We start from the raw sequence: 22,882 nt of genomic DNA on the forward strand, positions 1-22,882 counted from the left end.
TATAGATTACACTGGCCGGAAGCATGTTTCCGGCCTTTTTTTTTGTCCATCCATCGTTGTTGACTCCGCCTTCGTTATAGATGAAAAAGAATAATGAGACGGAATTCGCTTTTATTTTGGGCAAAATTTCCCCTTTCTCCTATATTTGCAGGTCAATTGGCGGGCATGAAGTATCACCCATTCTATATATTGTTGCCAATACTAATCTGGGTAGCTGGCTGTAATACCTTTGATCGTCCGGAATCACTTCCGGTCTATCTCAGTCTCCCACGTGCTGAAATCCGGCTAAATGCATCAGGTTCTATTAAAAGTGAACTGGGGGTAAAAGATTTGTGGGTGGATTATGGACCCGGACAGTTGGGGGTTTACCGGTTGCCCTCCGTCGTTCCGCTGATCCCGTTGGAAGGGGTAGATTCGGTGGTCATACGGGGAGGAATATTTGAGAGCGGGCTTTCGCTCGTAAGATCCCCGTATCCGTTTTGGAGGCCGTTGATTTTGCCTTTAAACAGTTCTCCTGCCGATACGCAGATCATCAGCCCGGTATTTTCATATTATCCCGATACCGTCATTGCTTTTCCGTTTGTTGAAGCCTTTGAAAATGCTTCCATTGCGTTTGAAAATGTCTCATCTTCCGCCATTACGACTTCGCTAACCTCTTCGACAGAGTCGGTATTTATGGGTACCAAATCTGGGAAGATCAGCTTTTCTCCGGATCGATATCAATTAGAGCTGATTGCAGCAGACTTTATTCGTCTTCCTCAAAATGGCAGTAACGATATCTATATGGAAATTACCTATAAAAATGATATCTCCTTCACGGTTGGTCTTTTCTATTCCGTAGGGGTAGATGTGGGGGAAATTCCTGCTGAGGTGTATTTCAACTCCAAGGGTGAGTGGAATACCGTATTTGTCCATTTAAATGATGGGGTGAGGTCTGTGCAGGATGGCGCATTTTTTAAACCATATATTCGGGCCAACAGCCTTAATGCTACTACAGGACAGGCTGCTTCCGGTGTTATATATCTCGACAATATCCGTATCGTTCACTTTCGCTAATAATGCGCAAACGACTACAGCGTTTTTTATATTTTTCCGCAGACTTCTGGACGACTTACATTGTATGGCTGGGATTTGTGTATTTCAGACGGCAGACCCTTGAGGGATTCGCTTATCTGGACAATCAGCAGTTTGTCAACGCTGCGGTGATTTCTATCTACTGGATTATTCTTTACGCAATAGCCGGCCTCTACAACAACCCCTTTCGGCGGTCCCGGCTAAAAGAAATCACGCAGTTGTTTAAGTACTCGCTCATGGGCGTATTGGCGATCTTTTTCCTGATTTTTTTGGATGACCCGATTCCCCCCGAAAACCCTTCCATGCATCGGATACTGCTTACTACCTATCTGACTTTGCAGTTTGGCTCTGTGGCAATTATCCGCTTTATGATTACCACCCGTACCAATGTGCGTATCCGGCGAAGAAAGCTGGGTTTTCCGACGGTATTGGTGGGGTGCAAATCACAGGCCTATGGGATTTATCATGAGCTGGAAAGTATGCGCCGGTCTCTGGGATATCACTTTGTCGGTTATGTATCGCTGGGCGAAGAAAATGGGGATAACCTGTTTATGGGTAAACTTAAACACTTTGGGAGCCTTGACCGGCTGGATGAAATCATCAAAGCCCGTAAAATTGAAGAAGTGATAATTGCGCTTGAAAAAGATGAGGTGGAAGAGGTAGGAGTAGCTATAGAATTGAGCGAAAGAACCAGCGCGAATATAAAGGTCGTTCCCGGTGTTTATGATTATATCGTCGGAAGTGTAAAAATCTCTCACATACTGGGCGCGCCATTGATTGAGATTTTCCCACAGATTATGCGCCCGTGGGAAAGTGTAGCCAAGAGAGCATTTGATATTATTGCTTCCCTGGGGGCATTGATTATCCTTTCCCCGCTGTACCTGACATTAAGTATCTTGATTAAACTGGATTCTTCCGGGCCGATATTTTTCAGACAGGAACGGATCGGTAAAAATAGCAAACCATTTTTTATCATTAAGTTTCGCACCATGAGACAGGATGCCGAAAAAGCTGGGCCTGCACTTTCGAGTGACGACGATCCGCGTATTACTAAAATCGGCCTCTGGCTCCGAAAGCTCCGTATGGACGAATTGCCTCAATTTTTTAACGTCCTGCGCGGAGAAATGAGCATCGTGGGCCCCCGGCCGGAAAGGCAGTTTTATATCGATCAGATCGTGAAAAAAGCGCCACATTACCGGCATCTGCATAAAATAAGACCTGGCATCACATCGTGGGGCCAGGTCAAATTTGGTTATGCTTCGAATGTGGAAGAGATGATTGAGCGGCTCAAATTTGATATTCTCTATATGGAGAATATGTCTCTCGCTCTTGACTTTAAAATCATACTCTATACAATCATCGTCATTATAGAGGGGCGGGGTAAATAGTGGTATTTCCTATTTTTCAAGGATTTCAAACAACCGTTTTGCAACAATCTTGTCCCGGTTTGCTCTGCGCCATTCAATGCTGGAATTAACCTTTTTCAACGCATCCTGCAAAGATTGAATGTCCTGGGAGCGCGTGCGAAATTGCGGGGTATTTTCCATATTCCGAAGCTCCTCAGCAAGGCTCATTGCCTTGGCTTCCATGTCCATCAAACCGAGATCAAACAGGTCAAACAGCGTCTGCTGGATTTTTTCCTGAATAATTCTTCTTTGACTTTCAGGTGCCTGTCCGTAATCTTTAATCAGTTGGTTGAGTTCTTTTTGCTTGAGTTGTTCCTGAAGTTCGAAGTCACTTTTCGACTCAAAAGAAACCGTAGTAGAAGCAACCCGCTCATTCGAGCTGATAGGGCGAAGCGCATTTTGCGCAAAATTAGAAGCAGAGGGGAGAGTCAGCAAGCAAAGGAAAACATAAATCATAAATTTCATATCCAAAGAACATTTTGGGGTAAATCATAATTAAAAATACTCGTAAGAGCGGGGACTTACAATAAGGTATAACGTCAGGTGTCAATTTATACGGATGAAATAACACAATCAATGGATGATCTACATTGTAAAATATTTTACTAAACAACTGTTTAATATATATAAATAAAGGGCGTTACTTTATCTGAAAAAGTAACGCCCAAACTATGCCGGATATTGGCAGTGTGACTAAATTAAATCAGTGGGGAGATCGATTTTGATTGGGGTTTCTGAAATAAATCCTTCGCCAAATGTTGTCCCGATCATATGTCCATATATTCGGGCCCTGGCTTCGATAAACGGAAGAAAATCGGGCGTGGAAATATACGTTATCGGCTCCTTGCTGTTGGGGTCGTAAAACTGGGAACCAAATGCCCTCAGTGTTTCTACCTTTTTTTCATAGTACTCAGTCACATCGACAACAAAATCTGGTTCTAATGCATGATCCTGAATATAGTAGAATAATCTTTTAGGCCTCCATGCTGGCTGTTCCTGCCCGTCGAGTTGTGTTTCGATACGTCGCAGCCCACTGAGAAATGCCGCGTCTCTGACGAGCTTACTGGCCCTTCCGTGGTCGGGATGCCGGTCTGAAGGCGCATTGGCGATCACCACTTCGGGCTGGTATTTGCGTATCATCCGGATGATAGCCATTTGGTGTGTTTCGTCATGCAAAAAAAATCCGTCGCGAAAGGCCAGATTTTCTCTGGCATGTATGCCCATGATTTCTGCGGCGATTTCTGCTTCTCTGTCTCTGATTTCGGGGGTTCCCCGGGAGCCGAGATCTCCTCTCGTAAGGTCGATGATTCCTGCTTTTTTTCCCTTACTGATCATCTTTACCAGAGTTGCAGAGCACGCGAGTTCTACATCATCCGGATGCGCCGCAAAAACCAGAATATCAAGCTTCATACAAATTGTCTTTAGCGTAAAATGAGCAGTTTTTCTGTAAAGTATTTTTTGTCTCCGTTGGGCATTTGGAAATAATGTTTCCAGATGACCATGCCTGCGGGAATATTTTCGTACAAGTTCAGTCGCAAAGCGGGATTGTTTATTTTCTCCGCAGGAAATGACTGAAGGATTCGGCCCTGTATATCCATGATTTCTGCATGGTACAAAGTACCGGGTTCAATATTTTCCAGATTGATTTCAACTGTATTGCCGGTAACCGGGTTGGGGAACAGATTGACAAGGGGGGGAGAAACCGATTTTTCAATGGAAGTCGCTAACGCTGTCGTATTATACATTTCCGCTCTTATCATCAGACAGCCGCCCATACGGGTATTTACCCAATGCCCCAGCGAATCCCAAAAAGTATAGGCGTCATTGTCATAGTTAAAATCAAACCCTACTCCCAGCGGTTCTGTATCGGTTTGTTGTACACCTACCCAAAACGTCTGTGGAACCTGCAATGGCGTAGAAAGCGGAAACCGCTGAAAATGATTGGGGGTATTTCCATAGGTTACTTTCATGCCGCCGATTTGCTGAAGAATCAGGGAGTCGGGGTGCGAATCTTTCCATACTGCCAGGCGGAAGGATTTATCCTTCATATAAGTGGCCTTTCCTGTTACCTGATTGTAGTTTACTGTGGGAACAAAGCTGATCCATACCGCTGCCAGCGAGTCTGGCTGAGAGAGCGTAAATTTCATCCCAAAGCCCAGTCCCTGATTTAGGCCAAATGAGGCATCCGCTTCACCGTCATCGTAGGCAAAGACGGAATCGATACGAAAAATTTCTTCCAGCACATTATTTTCCGGACGAATATCTCCTGTTGCTGGCGTAGATACTTCGAGTTTGTAAGCAGCGATTCCATTTAGCGCCTGATCAGCAAAAGCCGGAAAATTTACAGGATTCACGGCATAAGGGGGAAGGCTTGCCGTTTGATTTTGTGTAGCACTAAACACGGATCCGCCAACAGGGTCTGATAGTTTTGCGGAAAGTGTTGCGTTTTGGTTCTGCCCGGCAAGGTTATCGATATTGACCGTAAATGGCTGCATATTGCTACCTGACCCGGCCAGGTAATGTGTTATCGGAATGGCCGAGAATGGATGGAGGATTGAGCGGGAAAGGTTTACCGGAGAACGGTCATTGTAGGTTGTATCATTACTGTTCCGGTTGAGTCCGAGCAACACATAGTCCAGATGCCAGACATCCAGCATCCCATTTTGCGATCCCAGCGTCTGAAACAGAATCTGAAAGCCAGTATGAAAAAACAGTGGATCATTGAGAGGGATGACATACTGCCGGAAAGGTTTTGAAGGAGTGCCCCCGATAGCCAGCACTTTTTTAAAATCGTTTGGCGGAGGAAGCGGCGTACGGAAATAAACATAAAAGGAGTCGGTAGCTTCCGGTTTTTCGCCTAAACCTGCCGGCTGGAGGAAAAACGACAATTTTGCCTGGCTTGATACTGTCCAGGGGGCCAGGTCAATATAATGAGAAAGCAGCCGGTCTGTGATTCCGCTGCCGATATTGGCAGGGTTATAGGCTTCCCCGTATTTATTAGAACCATCAAAAGTTGCCACACCGCGGGAGGGGGGATTTACAGCCTGGTTGCGGGAAATAACCGGTGTGGTAAGATCATTGGGAGCCATGAACCAATGCGCAGAGTCAGGAAAAAGACCCGGATAAGAAAAATCGTCGAAAAAGGGAGTATTCGGGCCGATGGAAAGCGTATCGGGGCTTCCGCCTCTTTGGCCGGAGGGAGACATGGCGAAGGGTGACCGGGCCAGCGAGTCGTTGGCAAGGACAATGACAGACTGAGCTACAGACAGTTGAAAAGCGCCTGTAAGGGCAGCAATCAGGGGAAAAAATCCTTTTCTGAAAATTTTCAACATGAGTCAGATTAAACAGCTAGCCGGAAAATATCATTTGCGATGATCAAAAGCATAAGGCTGAGAATCAGTACCATACCGATTTGCTGGGCGATGATTCTGACTCTGACAGAAGGCTCTTTTCTGGTAACTGCTTCAATCAGAAGGAAAACTACATGGCCGCCATCAAGTGCCGGAATGGGTAAAATATTCACAAATGCCAGGATCATACTCAGCATACCGGTGAGAGACAAAAATGCCTTAACCCCGCCATTTTTAAACGCCTGAAGATAGACATAAGCAATCTGAAACGGACCCATAATAGATTTGCTGGGATCAACCCCTTCCTTACTGAAATTTCGGATACCTTTTACATTTGCAGAAAGGAATGTGAACGCATCGCGGGTACCCGGTACAAAGGATTCGAAAAAGCCAAAAGTTGTTGTCTCAGATTTGAATATAGAGTCAATAGGTATTCTTCCTACCCCAAGAAGCCCTTTATTGGTTGTCGTTACATCAAAAGTCAAAAGCTGCCCTTCCCGCTCTGCTACAACAGAAATAGGGTAATTTCTTTTGCCTTTTACATATCGGGTGATGTTTGAAAACAAAAGAACGTTCGTGCTGTCAAGTTTGACAATTCTGTCTCCTGTGCGAAGCCCAGCAGCAAAAGCCGGAGAGGCCACCATTTCTTTGGTATCTTCTGTCTGGCTGATATTGATACTGTCGGTTACAGTAATAATAGCCGGTACAGCGGGAAAAATGAAGTCATTGGCACTGGATATCGTATCGCTGTTGAAAAAATTCTGGACATAGCCGGGGATATCAATCCTGACAATTTCTCCATCTCTTTTTACCTCAAACCAGGCGTCGTCTTCCAGCAGTTTTTCCTGATTGATATAATCATTGAAATAGGGTAGTGCCTGCCCTTTGTAAGAGACCAATTCATCGCGGGTACGGAAGCCCAGAAAATACCCCAGCGATTGTTTTCTGACAGAGTCTTTCCCGTCTTCTGTTTTTTCGTACCAGGGTTCATTCACCTCGATACCGTATTTCACTTCAGACATGGGCAGTTTTTCTTCGCCAAATTGCCACTTCATCATGGAGAATATGAAAATGCCCAGAATCACATTCATGATTACCCCTCCGGTCATTACGATTAGTCGTTGCCAAACGGGTTTGGAGCGAAATTCATAAGATTTGGGTTGTTCATTGATATGATTTGTGTCGAGGGATTCGTCGATGATACCTGATATTTTGACATAACCGCCAAGTGGCACAGCGCCTATCTGATATTCCGTATCCCCTTTGGTGAAGCTGAATATTTTGGGAGGAAATCCAATGGAAAAGGCCTCTACCCGCATCCCAAAAGCTTTTGCGGATAGAAAATGTCCAAGTTCGTGTATCGTAACGAGAATGGTGATACCGACAAGTACAAGTCCAATCGCACCTAATATATCAAATACAGTTTGTATATGCCCTGTGAGGTAGCCAATTAGTATACTGAGCAGGACGATGCCTGCAAAGATGCCAAGCCGTGTAAAACTTCTGTTTTTGGATGAACTCATAACTTCCCTGAAAAATTTATGCAAAATTACGTGTTCCTGACCTGAATAAAAAGCCGTTATTTCATTTGTTTGGCCTGATGGAGCAGGAACATATCAGCAAGCACGATGGCCGCCATCGATTCTACGATAGGAACGGCTCTGGGGACTACACACGGGTCATGTCTTCCTTTCCCTTCGAGCACGACTTCCTGCAATGTTTCATCGATACTGGTTTGATTACGCATGATGGTTGCTGTGGGTTTAAACGCTACCCGAAATTCCAGATCTTCGCCATTACTGATGCCTCCCTGTACACCGCCTGATCGATTGGTGCGGGTACGTACTTTGCCGTTTTCGGTATAAAAGAGGTCGTTGTGTTCTGAACCTTTGAGGTGTGTACCGGCGAATCCCGAACCTATTTCAAAACCTTTGACCGCATTTATGCCGAGCATTGCGGCACCCAGAATGGCTGAAAGTTTTCCGTAAATGGGTTCACCTAAACCTGCGGGCATCCCGCTTACTTTACACTTTATGACACCGCCTGCTGAATCTCCCGATTTTCGGATATCGTCGATGAAGTGGAACATTTTTTCGGCTACGATCGGGTCAGGGCATTTGACGGCTTCGCAAAAGTCGGTTGTCAGGTCAAATGAGGTAGGATCATGAGCCAGTTCGATATCATGGATACTCTGAACCCATGCATTAATCTGAATATCAGATACTTTCTGAAGAAAGAGTTTGGCGACTGCTCCGCCTATGACGCGGGCGATCGTTTCGCGTGCTGACGAGCGTCCGCCACCCCGGTGATCCCTGACTCCATATTTGACCTGATAGGTATAGTCTGCATGGGAAGGGCGGAAAGCCCTGGCTAGATGGTCATAGTCTTTGGAGCGAACATTCTGGTTGGGAACAAAAAAGCCCAGTGGTGTTCCGGTCGTGATATTATCCATATGGCCGGAAAATAGCTGGAACTCATCTGCCTCTTTGCGTTGGGTCGTGATTCTGTTTTGTCCGGGTTTTCTTCGGTCCAGTTCTGACTGTATAAAAGCCCGGTCGAGGGAAATGCCTGCGGGACAACCATCAATCACCACACCGATTCCTTCGCCGTGTGATTCTCCAAAACTGGTGATGCGGTATAAGGTACCAAAAGTATTTGACATAAAGCAAAGATAGGCGATTATCAGCCTTTCTAAAAAAGGAAGGTTACTATTTCGGGGAAAACAATGATCACACCCAGAAAAACAATCTGGATAGCAATAAAGGGAATAATTCCTTTGTACAGATGACTTGTGCGAACTTCCGGTGGTGCGACTCCTTTGAGATAAAATAAGGAAAACCCGAAAGGTGGTGAAAGAAAGGACGTCTGGAGATTTAATGCAAGCAAAATTCCGATCCAGATCATGGCGCCCCCGGGCACGCCCATGGTCTGAAACTGGCCAAATATCCCTTCTCCTGCCGCAATAAATTTGGCAAAAACGGGATGTACGACCGGTACAATAATGAAAATAATTTCAATGAAATCGATAAAAAAGCCCGACACAAAAACTACTAACATCACGACCAGCAGGAACATATCTGCCGAAAGATTGGATCGCTCTATATAATCGGTCAGGAGATGATCTCCCCCCATTCCTTTAAATACCAGGGTGAAGGTGGTCGCACCAATTAAAATGAGAAATACCATGGAAGTAATTCGGGTTGTTTCCCGCATGACGTCCTGGAAAATTTGCAGTGAAAGGGTCTTTTTCCGATGGGCAGCCAATATCGTCAAAATCGTTGCGCCCAGCGCGCCGACACCTGCAGCTTCTGTGGGAGAAGCTATGCCGGCAAATATGGAGCCTAGTACTGCCAAAATCAGCAGAAAAGGCAATAAAAATGCGTGGAAGACCCGGGCTGCCATTTCTTTACCTGTCCCGGCCCTGAAAGCTGCCAGCTCTTCTTTGGGCATACGGGGTACTGCATCAGGTTTTATGAGAGCGACCACAACAATAAATGCGAGGTAAAAGCCGACAAGTGCCAGTCCCGGTATAATCGCTGCCTTAAACAGGTCACCGACAGATACATGCATGACATCGCCCAACAGAATCAGCACTACGGAGGGGGGGATAATTTGCCCTAGCGTACCGGAAGAGGCAATGGTACCTGTGGCCAGTTCGGGGCTATAGCCTCTTTTAAGCATCGTCGGGAGGCTGATCAGGCCCATGGTGATAACCGTGGCTCCCACAATGCCCGTCGAAGCAGCCAGCATTGCGCCTACAAGAATCACAGATATGGCCAATCCCCCACGAAATCGCCCAAAAAGCAGGGCCATCGTTTCCAGCATGCTCTCTGCCAGACCTGATTTTTCCAGCATAATCCCCATATAGATAAACAAGGGCACCGAAAGCAGTACAAAATTGCTCATCGTGCCCATAATCCGTAAGGGAAGCAGATTAAAAAATTCGGGTCCCAGAAAGACCAGCCCAAAAAGTGTAGAAAGGCCTCCAAGCGTAAAGGCTACCGGGTATCCGGCAAGGAGAAATATAAAAACCAATCCAAAAAATATAAAGGGCAGGATTTCAGACATGGTCTTGTTTCGTATTCGTAGTAGTAAGCGTGGATATTGAGCGCATCAGTTCCGCCAGACTTTGAAGCAGCAAGAGTACAAATCCAACGGTAATGGCAGATTTTATGAGATAACGCGCAGGAAGACCCCCGGGATCCGGTGAAGATTCTCCTATGGCCCATGATTTTCCTGCGTATGATATCGAAGTATAAATCACAATCAGGCAAAAGGGAATCAGGAAAAATATGGTTCCGAAAAGATTGACCCATGCCTGTTTTCTGGGTGAAAAATTGGTGTAAAAAACATCAACCCTGACGTGTTTGTCGTCTTTCAATGTATAGGCCGCTCCCAGCAAAAAAATCAGCGCAAACATGTGCCATTCCAGTTCTGAAATCCATACAGCAGTTTGACTAAACAAATAGCGCATGATGACATCATAACACATAAAAACAACAAGTATCGTTGTCAGCCACGCGGTCGTTTTGCCTGTCCATTCATTGATGGAATCAAGTATTTTTACAGGAGCATTCCAGAAATTCGCCATTGCCTAGTTTCCGTCAAGTTCGTCGAGCCGTTCGATTGCTTTGAGAAAGTTTTGATTTGCGGCTTTAATTAATGACTGCCTTGCCGTTACGGTATCTCTTGCAAATTTGCGGTTGAGCAGAAGATGCGCATAGAGATAATGACCGGCGGGCCACTCGTGAAGGGCAGAAACCTGTGCATATTTCAACGCCTTCGCTTCATCTTTATCAACTCCCAGACCGGAGTTGTAGATATAGGCCAGCATATAAGCCGAAGGGCCGTCGAGAATCTGAGCCGCATTTTCAAGATTTTCTGCACTCAACCGGTACTCAAAAGCTGATTGGGAATCACGGGCTTTGACAAATAGTCTTTTGCCAGTGGAGAGATATTTTTCGAGTTTGACCTGCTCTTCCGGGGAAATACTTCGGGTGTTAATCGCCGTGCGGCGGGTTTCTTCAGGTGCAGGAGTTGTGGTCGTTTTTGACGTAGGGGGTGTAGTTGGCAAACTCTCCAGTGAGCGGGTTTTGGTCTCCGTCGTGGATGTTTCTGCCGGAGTTTCTGTTTTGGGGGCTTCTGCGATTTCTTTTTTTACGGTTGAATCCGTAGTTGTTGTGAGGGCAGGGGTAAGTTTTTTATCCTCCCCCGTATTTCCTGCCAGGGTTTCATTACATTCGAGCGCTCTGTCCTTCGCCCGTTTAAAAATTTCCGGATCGCTGCTTGTGATCTCCGGACTTTCATAGACCTTGAAGGCCTCAGAATAAAGCACCACTGCCTGATTGCAATCTTTTTCCGGTTGTTCGTAAACCTTATCTGCCAGGTGAATATAAGCCAATGCGACGTTGTCCCTGGGAATTTCGGGCGTTTGGGTTTCCGTATGGGTTTTCACACGTTCGGAGCGGTTATAAGAGCGAAGTGCCTCTTCATAATTGCCCAGTCTGAAAAACTCATCACCAGCTTCCTTATAAGCTTCCGCCGTAAGTTTGAGCGAATCTATTGGTTCTGCATCCAGATTTAAGCTGGCCAGGCTCAGGCGATTCATTGCTTTGGTTTTAAACCGGGCTGCGATTTCCTGATTTGTGGGGTTTTTGGCCACTTTGAAAGCACTGTCATACTGTGCGATGGCAAGCTGGAAGTTACCCGACTCCATGGAGCGGTCTCCCCGGTTTACCAGTTCGTCGAAATCGTTGCTATTTCCGGTAGAAGCGCGCCATGCCAGAAAAACCAGGCATAACACTACTACCACCAGCGCGGCAAACGCGAGGTTTTTCAGGATTTTTGCATTTTTTTCTTCCAGTTCTTCAATGGTTGCCCCTTTGGGCTCTTCTGGAGGGGTCTGGGTTTCTGGTGATGAGGACGTTTCTGCTGTTGGTATAGTGTTTATACCATCTTCAACATGTTCAACCTGAACAAGATAGCAGCTGTAGTTGTCTTTGGCAAAACCCTGATTAAACTTATTCAATTCTTCGACAAGCAGCGTTGGCTCGACTTTGTTCTTTCCATTTAAGATTTTTTCCAGCACACTGGCATCGACCTGGTCGGCGATTCCGTCGGTGGCAAGTAAAAAAGAATCTCCCGCGTGAAGTTCCGAATAAGGGATTGAGGTAAAGTTGAGTTTTACCGGCTGATGATTGCCCGATATCCGGATTCTATCTTCTTCTGATGGTGGATTAATGATACGGATGGCGGGTTTATGGCTGTTGTAGTGGTAAATCCGGCTATTTCCAGTCCAGGAAAAGGAAACCTGGGTTTCGCCAAAATACATTAACGTGAGTGTGGTAGACATTCCCGCACTTTCTTGATGTGCTTCTTTATAGGCGGAAATCGCCTCTTCGGCTGTACGAAGGGCTTTTTCCAGGTAGGCGGATGTCATTTCACCTTCCGGAGCTGTACTGGAAATATATTTGGCAAAACTTAATGCTACGAGTTTTGAGGCAACTTCTCCCGCATTGGGGCCTCCTTCACCATCACATACAATAAAAACCTGATCGGTTCCTTGTGTGCCGGCTTTACCTGCCAGTGGAAAAATAAAATCTTCATTCAGTTCCTTCCCACCGGATTCGTGCAAGGCAGCAGGTTGTTTGAGCTGTATTTTCATATCTAAATATAGTCCTATAAACCTAAATTTTCACGAATTACGTGAATTTTTCAAGAAAAAAGGATAAAGGACTAAATATCCGTAGCAAAAGAAGTGAAAATCAGCGGCCTGATCTTTATGGAAGGTCTGCAATTGACCTGATTTTATTTCTGAAGAAAGTCACGGCCTGACTTGTCGTCAGATAATTTTGCAGATTAGGAAATTCTGCAAGGATCAACTGAACCTCCGAATCATTGAGCGAGCGGCTTTTACCGGTATAGTTGTTGTGAACCGCCCAGTTACCCGAGTATTTTCGTATGTAGTACATGCCTTAAATTGATTAAACTAACCACAATTAACACGAGTTTTGATCAAATTTACATGAAACAAAGTAGGAATTAATAACATCCCCGGCGGTACTGTTTGAATGAATGGTTAAACTTTGTCCCCGAACTGTTTTTTTTGTTGACGCGAACCGGGGGCATTGGTGACGCAATGAGTAAGTGTTGTGAATATTTGTTTTTGATAAAATTACAAAATTCGTTTTAATTATTAATTTTGCTACTTAAAATATTGATTGATAGATTTATATGTTAATGGCTAGAATGATATTTTGTATTTCCGTAAAGTATGAAATTGGGTTTGGTTTTTTGCATGGTAGCTAATTTTTAAAAATCGCTGATGAAAAACCCTGTAAGATTTTGGTGATTTTTGCAGGAAAAACTAATAAATCCAAATATGATCTGACTGTTTGGCGGCACGATAAAATGGAACGGAGGCGAAAAAAAATCGTATAAACACCTATGGACCATAAATTAAGAAGAAAACTCATTGATCTTGCGAGAATAAATGGCGCAAAAATCTCTTACCAGGCGCTCAGTGATGAATTCCAACTGCAGTTGGATATGAAAACAAAGGGCGACCGGATGCTTTTTTCCCGGATACTGGAAGAAATTTCAGAACAGGAATATGAACGCGGGCGGCCTATATTGTCTTCATTGGTACTGCCCAAAGGTAAAATCGGAAAACAGACTGATGAGTATTATAAGTTCTGCGAAACCCTGGGATTGGGAAACTGGGAAGAACTTAAAGCAGACCCTTCATTTGAAGAAGTGCAAAGAAAGGCTTGTTATGAGTTCTGGCGTAACGACACCAACTACAAAAGTTATAAATATCTGGTAGAACAATAAGGGCATAGCTAATAAAGGAACAGGCATACAGATTTTATTTTCTGTATGCCTGTTTTTTTTAGAAGTACAGTGATACTCGGTTTACTTTTGTTCGTAAACCCAACCGGCTTTTTCACCTTTGCTAACCATTGATTGGTTAAAGGACGTTACTTCTGTTTTATCGGTTGACCGAAATACAGATACGCGGAATGAATCGTATTTGCCCAATTCCGGGAACATAATGAGCGGATCATATCCTTTGGCTTTCATTTGATCGGCATATTCACTGGCCTGGTCAAATCCTTTATAGCTTCCGCCAATCAAATGGTAAGTGGGGCCTTCTCCAGCCGAAATTCTCGCCTGTGTGGCTGTTTTGGCTCCCAGGGTTGACGTAACTTTGCTGCCGGGCTTTTCTTCAAAAATCCAGCCTGTTGCTTCTCCCTTTTTCTTTAAAAGGTCAGAATATGCCTCTACTTCTTCCTTTTCGTTGGATGCATATACAGAGATTCGGTAACCTGTCTGGGCGCCTGAAGGGAAGATGATATAAGGCTCATACCCTTTTGCAGCCAGTGTGGCAACTTGTTCCTGTGCCGATTCAAAACTGTTGACGCTTCCACGAATCAGATGATAGACCGGTTTGCTGTTATCGATTTTAGCTTTTTTCTTTTTATCCTCCTTTTTGACTCGTTTGTTGCTATCTGCAACTTCGCTGCTGCGGGTAGCCATAGATGCAGGATCTTGCTGGGAATAAACCCAATAAGCTTTTGTGTTTTTGTCTTTCGCTTTCAGTCCGCTGGAAAAAGACTCCACTTCCTGTTTGTTTAGCGAATGATAGACTGACACTCTGTACTTTTTAGTGGAGCCATCAGGGAAAATGATCAAAGGGTTATAGCCTTTTGTTTTGAGGGAAGCGACCATTTCACTGGCGGTTTCAAAGGTGTCAAAACTTCCCGCAATCAGATAGTGGTTTCCCTGCTGAGCCTGGGAGCGAAAGGAAAACAGCAGGGTAAAGGATACCATGAAAGCGGTTGTCAGGGCACCTTTCAGCCATTTTTTCATTCTGTGCTTGTCTTTTAACATGTTTATAATTTTTGGGTTTACAATTATTTACTGAATTTCAGGAATTTATTCTATCAGTAGCAAAGAATTTTACAGTAAAAAATAAATATAAAGAAAAAATTTTCCTGAAATATAGAAAAATCGCGGAATCCGGTAAAGGATTCCGTGAATAATTTGTCTTTTGAGGTTCTTTAAGTAAAAATCTCAGATGTTATTTCAGATATTTTTTGGCTATTTCTTTATAGCCGCTTTCTTTTTTGAGCGATTTCAGCCAGGTATGGGTTTTGAGTTCTTTGGCTGTAAATGTACCGGTTTGATAAGCCTTGCTGAGCCATTCGATGGCGGGTGCGGGTTGGTTTTCTCCTGCATAGGTGCTGCCCAATCCATACAAAGCCTGAGGATTTTGTGTTTCGATTGCCAGGGCCTTTTCAAAATAACTTCTGCCTTCTGCCCATTTTGATAGAAACAGACACATATTGCCCATACGGGTATAAAGATCTACACTTCCGGATTCGGTTTGAGCCATTTTTTGATAGTCTTCCAGCGCTTTGGCGTATAACTTCAGCGCTTCCTGAGCTTTTCCTCTCAAGAGATATACATCGGCTTCTTTGGATTGATTATTAATCGCCTGGGTAAAATCGCTTACAGCGCCACTGAAGTTATTATTTTTATAATACAAGATTCCCCTTTCATAAGATGCCGCAGCATAGGCTGGATTTTCCTTAATGGCTGTGGAGAAATCTGCAATTGCTCTTCGGTCATCTTTGGCTGTATTATACGCCAGTCCCCGGTGATAAAATGCCTCTGCAAAAGTAGGATGCTGGCGAATAGCGATGCTATAACTTTCAATGGCCGCCGGGAAATTGTTGAGTTCTGCCTGCATTCTGCCTGCATAAAAATGGGTTTCCGGTGAGTCTGCTTTGAGTTGTAGTGCCTGAGTGTAAGCGTTCAGGGCCTCAGAATATTGTTTTTGAAACCGGTAGGCATCGCCCAATGATACAAATGCGGGGAAATAGTCTGGTTTTGTTTTTGTCGCTTTTTCCAGTTCCCTTACGGCCTCGTCATAGGCTTCCATCCCAATGAGGTTGACCCCTTTGCGGTAGTAAGCCATAAAATAGGTTGAGTCATGGGTCACGGCTTCTGTATAGTTTTTGTTTGCAGCCGGAATATCCGCCTTCTTTTCAAAACTTTCTCCGCGGGCGTACCAGGCCTCCGTGTATTCGGGAAGGAGGGTAACCGCATGTGTGAGAGACACAATGGCATCGTCAAAATTGCCGGAGTTAAAATAAGCCTTTCCTGTATTGTAATGCCCCGAGGCGATATTAATGACATTTTGCCAGGCGGAGGGATCGATGTCCTGTTCTCTGGCCTGCTGGAAATCGCTGGCTGCTTTTTCTATTTCACCCTGGCTGATCCGGCAAAGCCCCCTCTGATACCAGCCATCGGCAAGTTCTGGTGCGATTCGCACGGCACGTGAAAAATCGGCAATCGCTTCAGGCATTTTTTCTGCTTTACGGTACAGGATGCCGCGATCGATATATAATTGCCCCTGAAGGGAGTCTACGCCAATAGCCCAGGTATAATCAGCTATGGCTTCCTCCGGATTGCCCGCCAGTTGGTGGACAAAAGATCGCTGCACATATAGACTGGCGTCGCGACTTTCAAGGGTCAGCGCCATGCTGAGATCTGCAATGGAAAGGGGGTAATTGAGCTCCTGCTGATGAATGCCTGCCCGGAGGATATAAGCCTCCCGGTAGTTGGGATATAATTCGATGGTCTTGTTGAAGTCTGCAAAAGCCTGTTTCCCTTTGTCGAGTTTCAGATAACATTTTCCTCTGCCCAGATAGAGATCGGGGTTTTCCGGCTCAGTTTTGATTGCTTTTGTATAATCTTTTAATGCGCCATTGTAATCACCTGCCTTGTATTTGGCTTCGAGTGTGCTCAGGGGAATCACCAGTTGCTCGGTTTCCCTCAGGCGTGTGGCGATTTTGTCTTCGCCTGGGCGAAGCGTTTTGGCTTCGCGAAGCAGTTTGATAGATGTCTGAAAATCTCTGATTTTGAAGGCATAATCTGCATCTTTAACCAGATCGTTGTAATACTTTTCCGCCTGCTCTTCTCTTTTTTTCTGATTCTCAATGGCTTTTTGTGTTCGGTTGATTTTGGAGAAAGCTACGGTTTGGTAGGGATTAATGAGTTTTGCTTCACGGTAGGTTCTCAGTGCCTGAGGGTAATCACCTTCCGCAAATGCCTGGTCACCTTCTTCGATAAGTTTTTTGCTCGCTTCTTTCTTTTGCTCTTCTTCCTTTTCTGCAAGGCGGCGCACTTCGACCATCATTTTTTCGAAAAGCTCTTCCTGCAGTTTCCGCTGTTTTTCAGCTTCATCGATCATTTTCTGATTTACAGAGACTGAATCAGCTGCGGTACGGGTATTTTTAGCCAATTCGGGTGCAGGGTTCTCGGCCTGATAGTCTGCCGGTTCGATAGGCTCCGCTTCGTCAAAAAAGACAATGCTGACGATCTGGGCTTCCCACTGTTTTCCCTGTTGTTCTGCCCGTACCTCTGCGACTCTTCGGGTACGCTGGTAGGCATTTTTGACGGTTTTGTGGGAATTGGAAAACTCACTTTCAAAATATACTCTGACATATACATATTCTACTTCATAAACCCGGGAAACTTTAAGATCGGAGAAGGTGATCGATCGATCTTCACTTTTGTTGTAGAGAAGATTGAGGTCGCCAAGGTACTGCCGGATCGATACATCGCGGGAAGATTTGCTGTCATGTGCTATCGGATCAATATCATCTTCCACAGTGATTTTGTCGTTGTAGAAAATTTTGTTGTTGGATTCGCCATAGCTGAAGGAAATCAGATCGTCAATTTCAGATTTGTAGAGGTCGGAGTTGGAAATAACATTCATAAGGTTTTCCAATTCTCTTACAATAGCTTCAGCCTTGTAAGTAATTTCTACCTTATCCCGGGTGGTAAGGGCTGATTTTGCGGAGGGTTGAGCCATGCCAATCTGGAAACCCAAAAGCAAGAACAGGAAGAGTAATTTGTACATAGTGTGTGATTTGGATGCGGGCGTTTAGCGTTTATTTTTCTTTTTCTTTTTTACCGGATTCAGGCCTTCCAGTTTTTCAACTGTGCCATTAATATAAGTAATAAAGGCGATCTCTGTTTTGGGCAGGGTATCTGTCTCCATACCCTGGCGGAAAATGACGTTGTTTTCGCTTACCTCGACAATTTCTGCGCGAATTTCCTCCCCGTTTCTCAGCGTAATGGCATCAGGTGAACGCGGGACAAAGGATTCTTCATAGCCATTTTCAAACACAATCCTTGAGATCTGGTCGCGTTGCATAACGAATATGGGGCCATCAGGAAAATCGCTTTTTTTGTATTTGATTTCCTCCACGCCTATTTCCAGAACTTTCGCTTCCAGGTTACTCCCTTCCCGTAAATATATGCGATCCTGTGCAGGAGAACAGGGGAGATTTCCCAGGATAAAAAAAGCTAATAATATTGAATAAGTAAAGCGTTTCATTACTGCGAATAATCAGTTTTGTGATTTGCTGGCAAGTACTTCCTCCATATATTTTTCTTTATCAGCCGGGTCGATGCGAAACAGATTGTTGATGAGCCAACCCGAGTTTCCGGTATTTCGGAGAAACCGCTCCAGTTGAAAAACCCATCCTTCAACCTGAAGAAAATGGTAACAGATGTGGTTTACCTGGCGAAAGGTAATCCTTCCATCCATAATCCATGAAAGGAATATGGTCATCTGGTCAGGCTTAAAGTCACTCGTGACGTAGTTCCCTATATTGTTGATATCGGCAAGTGCTTTTCCCAATCCCATAAAGTCAGTTCCATGGCTCATCGGATTCAACGACCGGTATTGGTCTTCTTCTTTGGGAAGGTTCAGAAAATCGGCCCTTACTCCCTGAATTACCCATTTTGAACTGCGGTTGGGAAGAAGTTGGATTTTCATAATGAGGATGACCTTTTCGGGTTTGCCATTGTACAAAACCTGGCAATCCAGTTCGGCAAACCAGCCATCACCAAAAAAATTGAGATACTCAGGGTTGCAGGAGTCTGCTACCTGTCTGACAAATGCATCAACTTCTGCATCGTTCCAATTGGTTCGCTTGTGGTTGAACAGTGTGGTGATCAATTCCGTCCGATTAGGAATCTGATTGGGGAAATGAGTCTTGATGTATTGAAGCACCATTGTATTTTCCTCGTAGTTAAACCGCTCGATAAACTCATCAAGCTGTTTAACTTCAAGGGCAAAACCCAATTCCTCGGCAGAAGATATATCTCCGGATTGTGCCTGAGCAAAAATGAAGGTTAAAGAAAGAAAGAAAGAAAAAAACAGGGATGTGTAGGTTGTCATAAATTCATTTATCCTCTGCGGGTATTAACTACGCCAATATCAGAAAGGAATACATCCCAAAGTTCTTTGGTTTGTCCGCCTACCTGCTTGGTATAACCCTTGAGTACGATTTCAATATTCTTGCGTGTATAGTCTGAATAGACCGGCTGCCCGTCTCTGTAGCCGGTAAACTTTTGTACGAATGATATGATGCCATAATAATTGCCGTCAACACCTTTTTTCAGTTCACTGACATAGACAATATCTGACCAGGTGATATCTACCCGTTCGTATTTCAGTAGTTTTAGTCTTTCGAGGTATTGGCGGATCGGATAAAGTTTCTTGTCGGCAGAACCCGCGCTGGATACTTCGACGGTTGCTTCCTCTCCTACAAACAAAGCCACTGCGAGGTCAATGGCATCGTTGGCATCCTGCCAGTTGGTTGCTTTATCGGCTATAATAGAAAAATACTGCCCCAGATTTCGCGTCCGGTCCAGTGCTTTGGCTTTATATTCTTTCATGTCAATCGCCGGGATTTCGTAGCCTGTATTGTCAGGCGGTGTCGCATCCGTCGTCGCTCCGGTTAGTGTTTCCTCCGGAGGTTCGGTTGCCGGTATACTTTCATTTACCGGCGGGATTTCTGCCACTTCTTCCACTTCTTCGGCCTCCTCAAATTCTGCGGTGTGGGGGTCTGGTTCTTCAAACACCGGTTCTGGTTCTGGCTCAGGGGTGGTAACTGTGATGGGCTCTTCTACTATTTGTGGTTCCGGGGTTGCCGGTGGCTCAATGGGCGAGGGGTTATTTTTCCCCAGATTTTGCAGTATCTGGGCAGCCTGTTCTGCACTTCCGGTAAGTTCGTGCTGCCCGTCGCTGAAGAAAATCATTACAATAGAAGAAAGCGGAATATCCAACCTGTTTTCTGTCTGGTCAAGGTAGATGATGGATTCTGGCGTACGCCTTTCCAGTCGGCAGGAAATCGAGCTGCCATCCCGGAGAATGAGGCGATCTGTACCAGTCAAGGCTTCAAACTGCTGCATTCCATCAGGGAAAGCTGAGGAAAAAAGAGTATATCTGCCATCCTGGTAAAAAAGCATTAGCAGACGCTCTTTGGGAACGACATAGTCAGGCCCCCGGCGGTTTTGCCACATTTTGTATTTGACTTTTCCGCCCTGTGTATCTGAGATCAGACATTCAAGTCTGTTTCCTCCCTGCATATACAAAATATCCTGTGCACTGGCTTTATTGGCCAGCCATATGCTGAGGAAGGCAATCAGATAAATTTTGGTATTCAGATTTGCCATAGTGTTTGTTGTAATACATAATTTAGGGTTAATCCTGCATACAGTATGCCAGAATTGGACCCGGGCATAAAAAACACCCTGTGGTTATTTCTTTTTTGGGAATTTTCTTCCAATAAACCAACCACTCCATCTGATTTGAGTTTCGTGGCTGATAGGTTCGCTTTCATTGTGAAAGCGGTCGAGTCCGGTAAGTGTATAGCTATATCTTCTCAGAAAACGCGTATCGCGGTCGAGGAAAGAGCCTTCCTGCGGATTGATAACCCGGATCAGGTTTTCCGGAATAATTTCGGGTGAATCGGCGCCTCTTTTTCGGTAAATACCAAAATATTTGGCACCGTCTTCTGCCGGGGGATTCCATCTCAGGATGATTCCTTCTTTGCCGGAAACAGGATCCAGTCCTTCCGGCAGGGGTTTGGGGGCTTCATCATCTACCCAGCGGATTTCGGGAAGGAGGGCGGGGTAGTGGTAATAATTGCTTGTCAGAGAGTCCGTTACTCCCAGGGGATTTTCTTCCAGTCTTTTTGAGCTAAAATAAATACTTCCCTGGATGTTGGGCAGATAACGGGTCATACGTATCTGACTGGGGATTTCGGAGGGGTTGTTCCAGTTGGTGTCGGTATTATTGCCCACCTTGTAAGGCGCATGGCCGATATATACATGTTTTCCATAACTATGTGAATCCCACCATTCGGCGAGGATATCAAATGCGGCCGGCGGGTATCCGATACTCCAATAAATCTGGGGGGCAACATAATCAATCCATCCATTTTTAAGCCAAAGGAGAATATCTGCATACAGATGGTCGTAGCTGGTCTGGCCAGCACGGGTGGCTGATCCGTTTGCGTCCATATCTTTATTTCTCCAGACCCCAAACGGGCTGATACCAAACAACACTTCCGGTTTGTAAACCAGCATGCTGTCCCGAAGCATGTGGACAAAATCTGTTACATTATTCCTTCTCCAGGCATTTTTATCCGGAAACCCACTGCCATAGGTTTTATAGCTCAGCGTATCGGGAAAATCGGTTCCCGTAATTTGATAGGGGTAAAAATAATCATCAAAGTGCACGGCATCGATATCATAACGTTGTACGACATCCATGATGACATTGACGACATAATCTCTGGCCTCCGGAATTCCCGGGTCAAAATAGAGATTATTGCCATATTGCAGCATCCACTCAGGCTTGAGCCGGGCAATATGGGTGGGTGCCAATGATTTATTGGGTTTCCAGTCCATTACAGCCCGATAGGGGTTAAACCAGGCGTGGAGTGCCATTCCCCTGGAATGTGCTTCATCAATGGCCAGTTGGAGCGGGTCATAAAGCGGGGAAGGCGCCTGTCCCTGCTGGCCGGTAAGCCATTCTGACCAGGGTTCAAACCGGGAATTATAAAAGGCATCTGATGACGGCCTGACCTGAAAGATGACCGCATTCATTCCATTGTTGTGATGAAACGCTATCAGATCGCGGAGGTTGTCTTTTTGTTCTTCTCCCAGGGATTGCGTGGAGTAAGGCCAGTCAATATTTTTAACCGTCGCAATCCATACGCCCCGAAATTCACGTTTGGGCGGCTGCGGGTATCCCTGAAGACAAAAAAATACCGAGAGCAAAAGCAGTGAAAGGAGGTGTAAAAGCCGAAACATAAACTTTTTGGGAAAGCTAAGCATAATTCCCCATTTGAGATATGCTTTGGCTTATTTTCCTGCAAAAGCATCTACTGCATCGCGCACATTTCCATGTTTGAGCAGCAATTCTCTGGCGGCATCGTATGCCAGTCCGGTCGCTTCTGAAACCATTTTAGTACCTCTGTCAACAAGCTTTACATTGGTCAGTTGCATATCTACCATTTTGTTTCCCCGCACTCTTCCCAATTTGACCATGACAGAAGTGGAAATCATATTGAGAATGAGCTTCTGGGCGGTTCCTGCTTTCATGCGGGTACTGCCGGTTACAAATTCCGGCCCTACCACTGCTTCTACAGGAAAATTGACACGGGCAGAGAGTGCCGCGTTTTGGTTGCAGGATATGCCTGCGGTCTGGATGCCATGTGCGCTGCATGCATCCATGGCCGCCAGTACGTATGGGGTAGTTCCCGATGCGGTAATACCGATGACAAAGTCATGGCTACTGACCTGATGGGCACGCAAATCTTCCCAGCCCTGGGTGGTGCTGTCTTCTGCGTATTCCACTGCTTTGAGAATGGCACTGTTTCCACCGGCGATCAACCCTACCACCCAACCGTGGGGTACACCATACGTAGGCGGGCATTCGGAGGCATCTACAATTCCCAATCGCCCGGAGGTACCGCTGCCAATGTAAAACAGCCTGCCGCCATCCTTCATTTTGGCATATACGGCATCCACAACGGCTTCGATCTGTGGCAATATTTCACCAATGATTTCCGGTACTTTCCGGTCCTCACGATTAATATTTGCCAGCAGGTCGCGGGTGGACATTTGTTCCAGACGGTCGTAGTGGGAGGGTTGTTCGGTGGTTTTCATTTTTTCAGA

The 22,882-nt window shown here is 45.3% G+C and carries 19 protein-coding genes; 3 read left to right on the forward strand and 16 right to left on the reverse strand.

The features are described 5' to 3' along the window. The first annotated feature begins 165 nt into the window (after positions 1 to 165). Complete coding sequence (locus R3D00_15105; GenBank protein MEZ4774511.1) at positions 166 to 1,056, forward strand: hypothetical protein; 891 nt, start codon at positions 166 to 168, stop codon at positions 1,054 to 1,056. Between the two features lie 2 nt (positions 1,057 to 1,058). Further along, positions 1,059 to 2,462: a sugar transferase gene (locus tag R3D00_15110; protein ID MEZ4774512.1), complete on the forward strand. Its 1,404-nt coding sequence runs from the start codon at positions 1,059 to 1,061 to the stop codon at positions 2,460 to 2,462. Between the two features lie 9 nt (positions 2,463 to 2,471). Here R3D00_15110 and R3D00_15115 read toward each other — a convergent pair whose 3' ends face one another. The 9 genes from R3D00_15115 to R3D00_15155 form a co-directional block, all read right to left on the reverse strand. Continuing rightward, the gene (locus R3D00_15115) at positions 2,472 to 2,945 is read right to left on the reverse strand and encodes a hypothetical protein (GenBank protein MEZ4774513.1); all 474 of its coding nucleotides are present in this window, start codon (positions 2,943 to 2,945) and stop codon (positions 2,472 to 2,474) included. A gap of 228 nt (positions 2,946 to 3,173) precedes the next feature. Then, the gene (bshB1, locus tag R3D00_15120) at positions 3,174 to 3,890 is read right to left on the reverse strand and encodes a bacillithiol biosynthesis deacetylase BshB1 (protein ID MEZ4774514.1); all 717 of its coding nucleotides are present in this window, start codon (positions 3,888 to 3,890) and stop codon (positions 3,174 to 3,176) included. Positions 3,891 to 3,901: 11 nt separating this feature from the next. After that, complete coding sequence (locus tag R3D00_15125; protein MEZ4774515.1) at positions 3,902 to 5,812, reverse strand: T9SS type A sorting domain-containing protein; 1,911 nt, start codon at positions 5,810 to 5,812, stop codon at positions 3,902 to 3,904. Positions 5,813 to 5,820: 8 nt separating this feature from the next. Continuing rightward, on the reverse strand, positions 5,821 to 7,353 hold the full coding sequence (rseP, locus tag R3D00_15130; protein ID MEZ4774516.1) for an RIP metalloprotease RseP: 1,533 nt from the start codon (positions 7,351 to 7,353) through the stop codon (positions 5,821 to 5,823). A 56-nt stretch (positions 7,354 to 7,409) separates the two neighbouring features. Beyond that, on the reverse strand, positions 7,410 to 8,492 hold the full coding sequence (gene aroC, locus R3D00_15135) for a chorismate synthase (protein MEZ4774517.1): 1,083 nt from the start codon (positions 8,490 to 8,492) through the stop codon (positions 7,410 to 7,412). A 29-nt stretch (positions 8,493 to 8,521) separates the two neighbouring features. Beyond that, positions 8,522 to 9,898, reverse strand: coding sequence for a TRAP transporter large permease subunit (locus R3D00_15140; GenBank protein ID MEZ4774518.1), 1,377 nt, complete (start codon positions 9,896 to 9,898; stop codon positions 8,522 to 8,524). After that, positions 9,891 to 10,421 carry a TRAP transporter small permease subunit gene (locus R3D00_15145; GenBank protein MEZ4774519.1) on the reverse strand — a complete coding sequence of 177 codons (531 nt, stop codon included), beginning with the start codon at positions 10,419 to 10,421 and terminating at the stop codon, positions 9,891 to 9,893. Before R3D00_15145 ends, R3D00_15140 begins: the two co-directional genes overlap by 8 nt. 3 nt (positions 10,422 to 10,424) lie before the next feature. Next, entirely contained in the window at positions 10,425 to 12,494 is a 2,070-nt protein-coding gene (locus R3D00_15150) for a protein phosphatase 2C domain-containing protein (protein MEZ4774520.1), read from the reverse strand. A 115-nt stretch (positions 12,495 to 12,609) separates the two neighbouring features. Further along, positions 12,610 to 12,801 (reverse strand): hypothetical protein, encoded by a 192-nt coding sequence (locus R3D00_15155; protein ID MEZ4774521.1) that lies wholly within the window; start codon positions 12,799 to 12,801, stop codon positions 12,610 to 12,612. Between the two features lie 475 nt (positions 12,802 to 13,276). Between R3D00_15155 and R3D00_15160 the strand changes: the two genes are divergently transcribed. Next, positions 13,277 to 13,663, forward strand: a complete 387-nt coding sequence (locus tag R3D00_15160; protein ID MEZ4774522.1) for a hypothetical protein — start codon at positions 13,277 to 13,279, stop codon at positions 13,661 to 13,663. Positions 13,664 to 13,744: 81 nt separating this feature from the next. Here R3D00_15160 and R3D00_15165 read toward each other — a convergent pair whose 3' ends face one another. The 7 genes from R3D00_15165 to murQ form a co-directional block, all read right to left on the reverse strand. Beyond that, complete coding sequence (locus R3D00_15165; GenBank protein MEZ4774523.1) at positions 13,745 to 14,722, reverse strand: SPOR domain-containing protein; 978 nt, start codon at positions 14,720 to 14,722, stop codon at positions 13,745 to 13,747. Positions 14,723 to 14,912: 190 nt separating this feature from the next. Next, on the reverse strand, positions 14,913 to 17,762 hold the full coding sequence (locus R3D00_15170) for a tetratricopeptide repeat protein (GenBank protein ID MEZ4774524.1): 2,850 nt from the start codon (positions 17,760 to 17,762) through the stop codon (positions 14,913 to 14,915). Positions 17,763 to 17,786: 24 nt separating this feature from the next. Continuing rightward, positions 17,787 to 18,242 (reverse strand): hypothetical protein, encoded by a 456-nt coding sequence (locus tag R3D00_15175; protein MEZ4774525.1) that lies wholly within the window; start codon positions 18,240 to 18,242, stop codon positions 17,787 to 17,789. A 12-nt stretch (positions 18,243 to 18,254) separates the two neighbouring features. Further along, on the reverse strand, positions 18,255 to 19,091 hold the full coding sequence (locus R3D00_15180; GenBank protein MEZ4774526.1) for a hypothetical protein: 837 nt from the start codon (positions 19,089 to 19,091) through the stop codon (positions 18,255 to 18,257). Between the two features lie 8 nt (positions 19,092 to 19,099). Next, a complete protein-coding gene (locus tag R3D00_15185) occupies positions 19,100 to 20,371 on the reverse strand; it encodes a hypothetical protein (GenBank protein ID MEZ4774527.1) in 1,272 nt (423 codons plus the stop codon). An 84-nt stretch (positions 20,372 to 20,455) separates the two neighbouring features. Continuing rightward, positions 20,456 to 22,039, reverse strand: a complete 1,584-nt coding sequence (locus R3D00_15190) for a family 10 glycosylhydrolase (GenBank protein MEZ4774528.1) — start codon at positions 22,037 to 22,039, stop codon at positions 20,456 to 20,458. Positions 22,040 to 22,066: 27 nt separating this feature from the next. After that, on the reverse strand, positions 22,067 to 22,873 hold the full coding sequence (gene murQ / locus R3D00_15195; GenBank protein MEZ4774529.1) for an N-acetylmuramic acid 6-phosphate etherase: 807 nt from the start codon (positions 22,871 to 22,873) through the stop codon (positions 22,067 to 22,069). Positions 22,874 to 22,882: the final 9 nt, after the last annotated feature.

The organism is Bacteroidia bacterium, assembly GCA_041391665.1.
Taxonomy (GTDB): Bacteria; Bacteroidota; Bacteroidia; order J057; family J057; genus JAGQVA01.

What these genes read in the sequence shown, in the direction of transcription:
- R3D00_15105 (MEZ4774511.1), top strand. Translation starts at nt 166, where the DNA reads ATGAAGTATCACCCATTCTATATATTGTTGCCAATACTAATCTGGGTA.
- R3D00_15110 (MEZ4774512.1), top strand. Translation starts at nt 1,059, where the DNA reads ATGCGCAAACGACTACAGCGTTTTTTATATTTTTCCGCAGACTTCTGG.
- R3D00_15115 (MEZ4774513.1), bottom strand. Translation starts at nt 2,945, where the DNA reads ATGAAATTTATGATTTATGTTTTCCTTTGCTTGCTGACTCTCCCCTCT.
- bshB1 (MEZ4774514.1), bottom strand. Translation starts at nt 3,890, where the DNA reads ATGAAGCTTGATATTCTGGTTTTTGCGGCGCATCCGGATGATGTAGAA.
- R3D00_15125 (MEZ4774515.1), bottom strand. Translation starts at nt 5,812, where the DNA reads ATGTTGAAAATTTTCAGAAAAGGATTTTTTCCCCTGATTGCTGCCCTT.
- rseP (MEZ4774516.1), bottom strand. Translation starts at nt 7,353, where the DNA reads ATGAGTTCATCCAAAAACAGAAGTTTTACACGGCTTGGCATCTTTGCA.
- aroC (MEZ4774517.1), bottom strand. Translation starts at nt 8,492, where the DNA reads ATGTCAAATACTTTTGGTACCTTATACCGCATCACCAGTTTTGGAGAA.
- R3D00_15140 (MEZ4774518.1), bottom strand. Translation starts at nt 9,898, where the DNA reads ATGTCTGAAATCCTGCCCTTTATATTTTTTGGATTGGTTTTTATATTT.
- R3D00_15145 (MEZ4774519.1), bottom strand. Translation starts at nt 10,421, where the DNA reads ATGGCGAATTTCTGGAATGCTCCTGTAAAAATACTTGATTCCATCAAT.
- R3D00_15150 (MEZ4774520.1), bottom strand. Translation starts at nt 12,494, where the DNA reads ATGAAAATACAGCTCAAACAACCTGCTGCCTTGCACGAATCCGGTGGG.
- R3D00_15155 (MEZ4774521.1), bottom strand. Translation starts at nt 12,801, where the DNA reads ATGTACTACATACGAAAATACTCGGGTAACTGGGCGGTTCACAACAAC.
- R3D00_15160 (MEZ4774522.1), top strand. Translation starts at nt 13,277, where the DNA reads ATGGACCATAAATTAAGAAGAAAACTCATTGATCTTGCGAGAATAAAT.
- R3D00_15165 (MEZ4774523.1), bottom strand. Translation starts at nt 14,722, where the DNA reads ATGTTAAAAGACAAGCACAGAATGAAAAAATGGCTGAAAGGTGCCCTG.
- R3D00_15170 (MEZ4774524.1), bottom strand. Translation starts at nt 17,762, where the DNA reads ATGTACAAATTACTCTTCCTGTTCTTGCTTTTGGGTTTCCAGATTGGC.
- R3D00_15175 (MEZ4774525.1), bottom strand. Translation starts at nt 18,242, where the DNA reads ATGAAACGCTTTACTTATTCAATATTATTAGCTTTTTTTATCCTGGGA.
- R3D00_15180 (MEZ4774526.1), bottom strand. Translation starts at nt 19,091, where the DNA reads ATGACAACCTACACATCCCTGTTTTTTTCTTTCTTTCTTTCTTTAACC.
- R3D00_15185 (MEZ4774527.1), bottom strand. Translation starts at nt 20,371, where the DNA reads ATGGCAAATCTGAATACCAAAATTTATCTGATTGCCTTCCTCAGCATA.
- R3D00_15190 (MEZ4774528.1), bottom strand. Translation starts at nt 22,039, where the DNA reads ATGCTTAGCTTTCCCAAAAAGTTTATGTTTCGGCTTTTACACCTCCTT.
- murQ (MEZ4774529.1), bottom strand. Translation starts at nt 22,873, where the DNA reads ATGAAAACCACCGAACAACCCTCCCACTACGACCGTCTGGAACAAATG.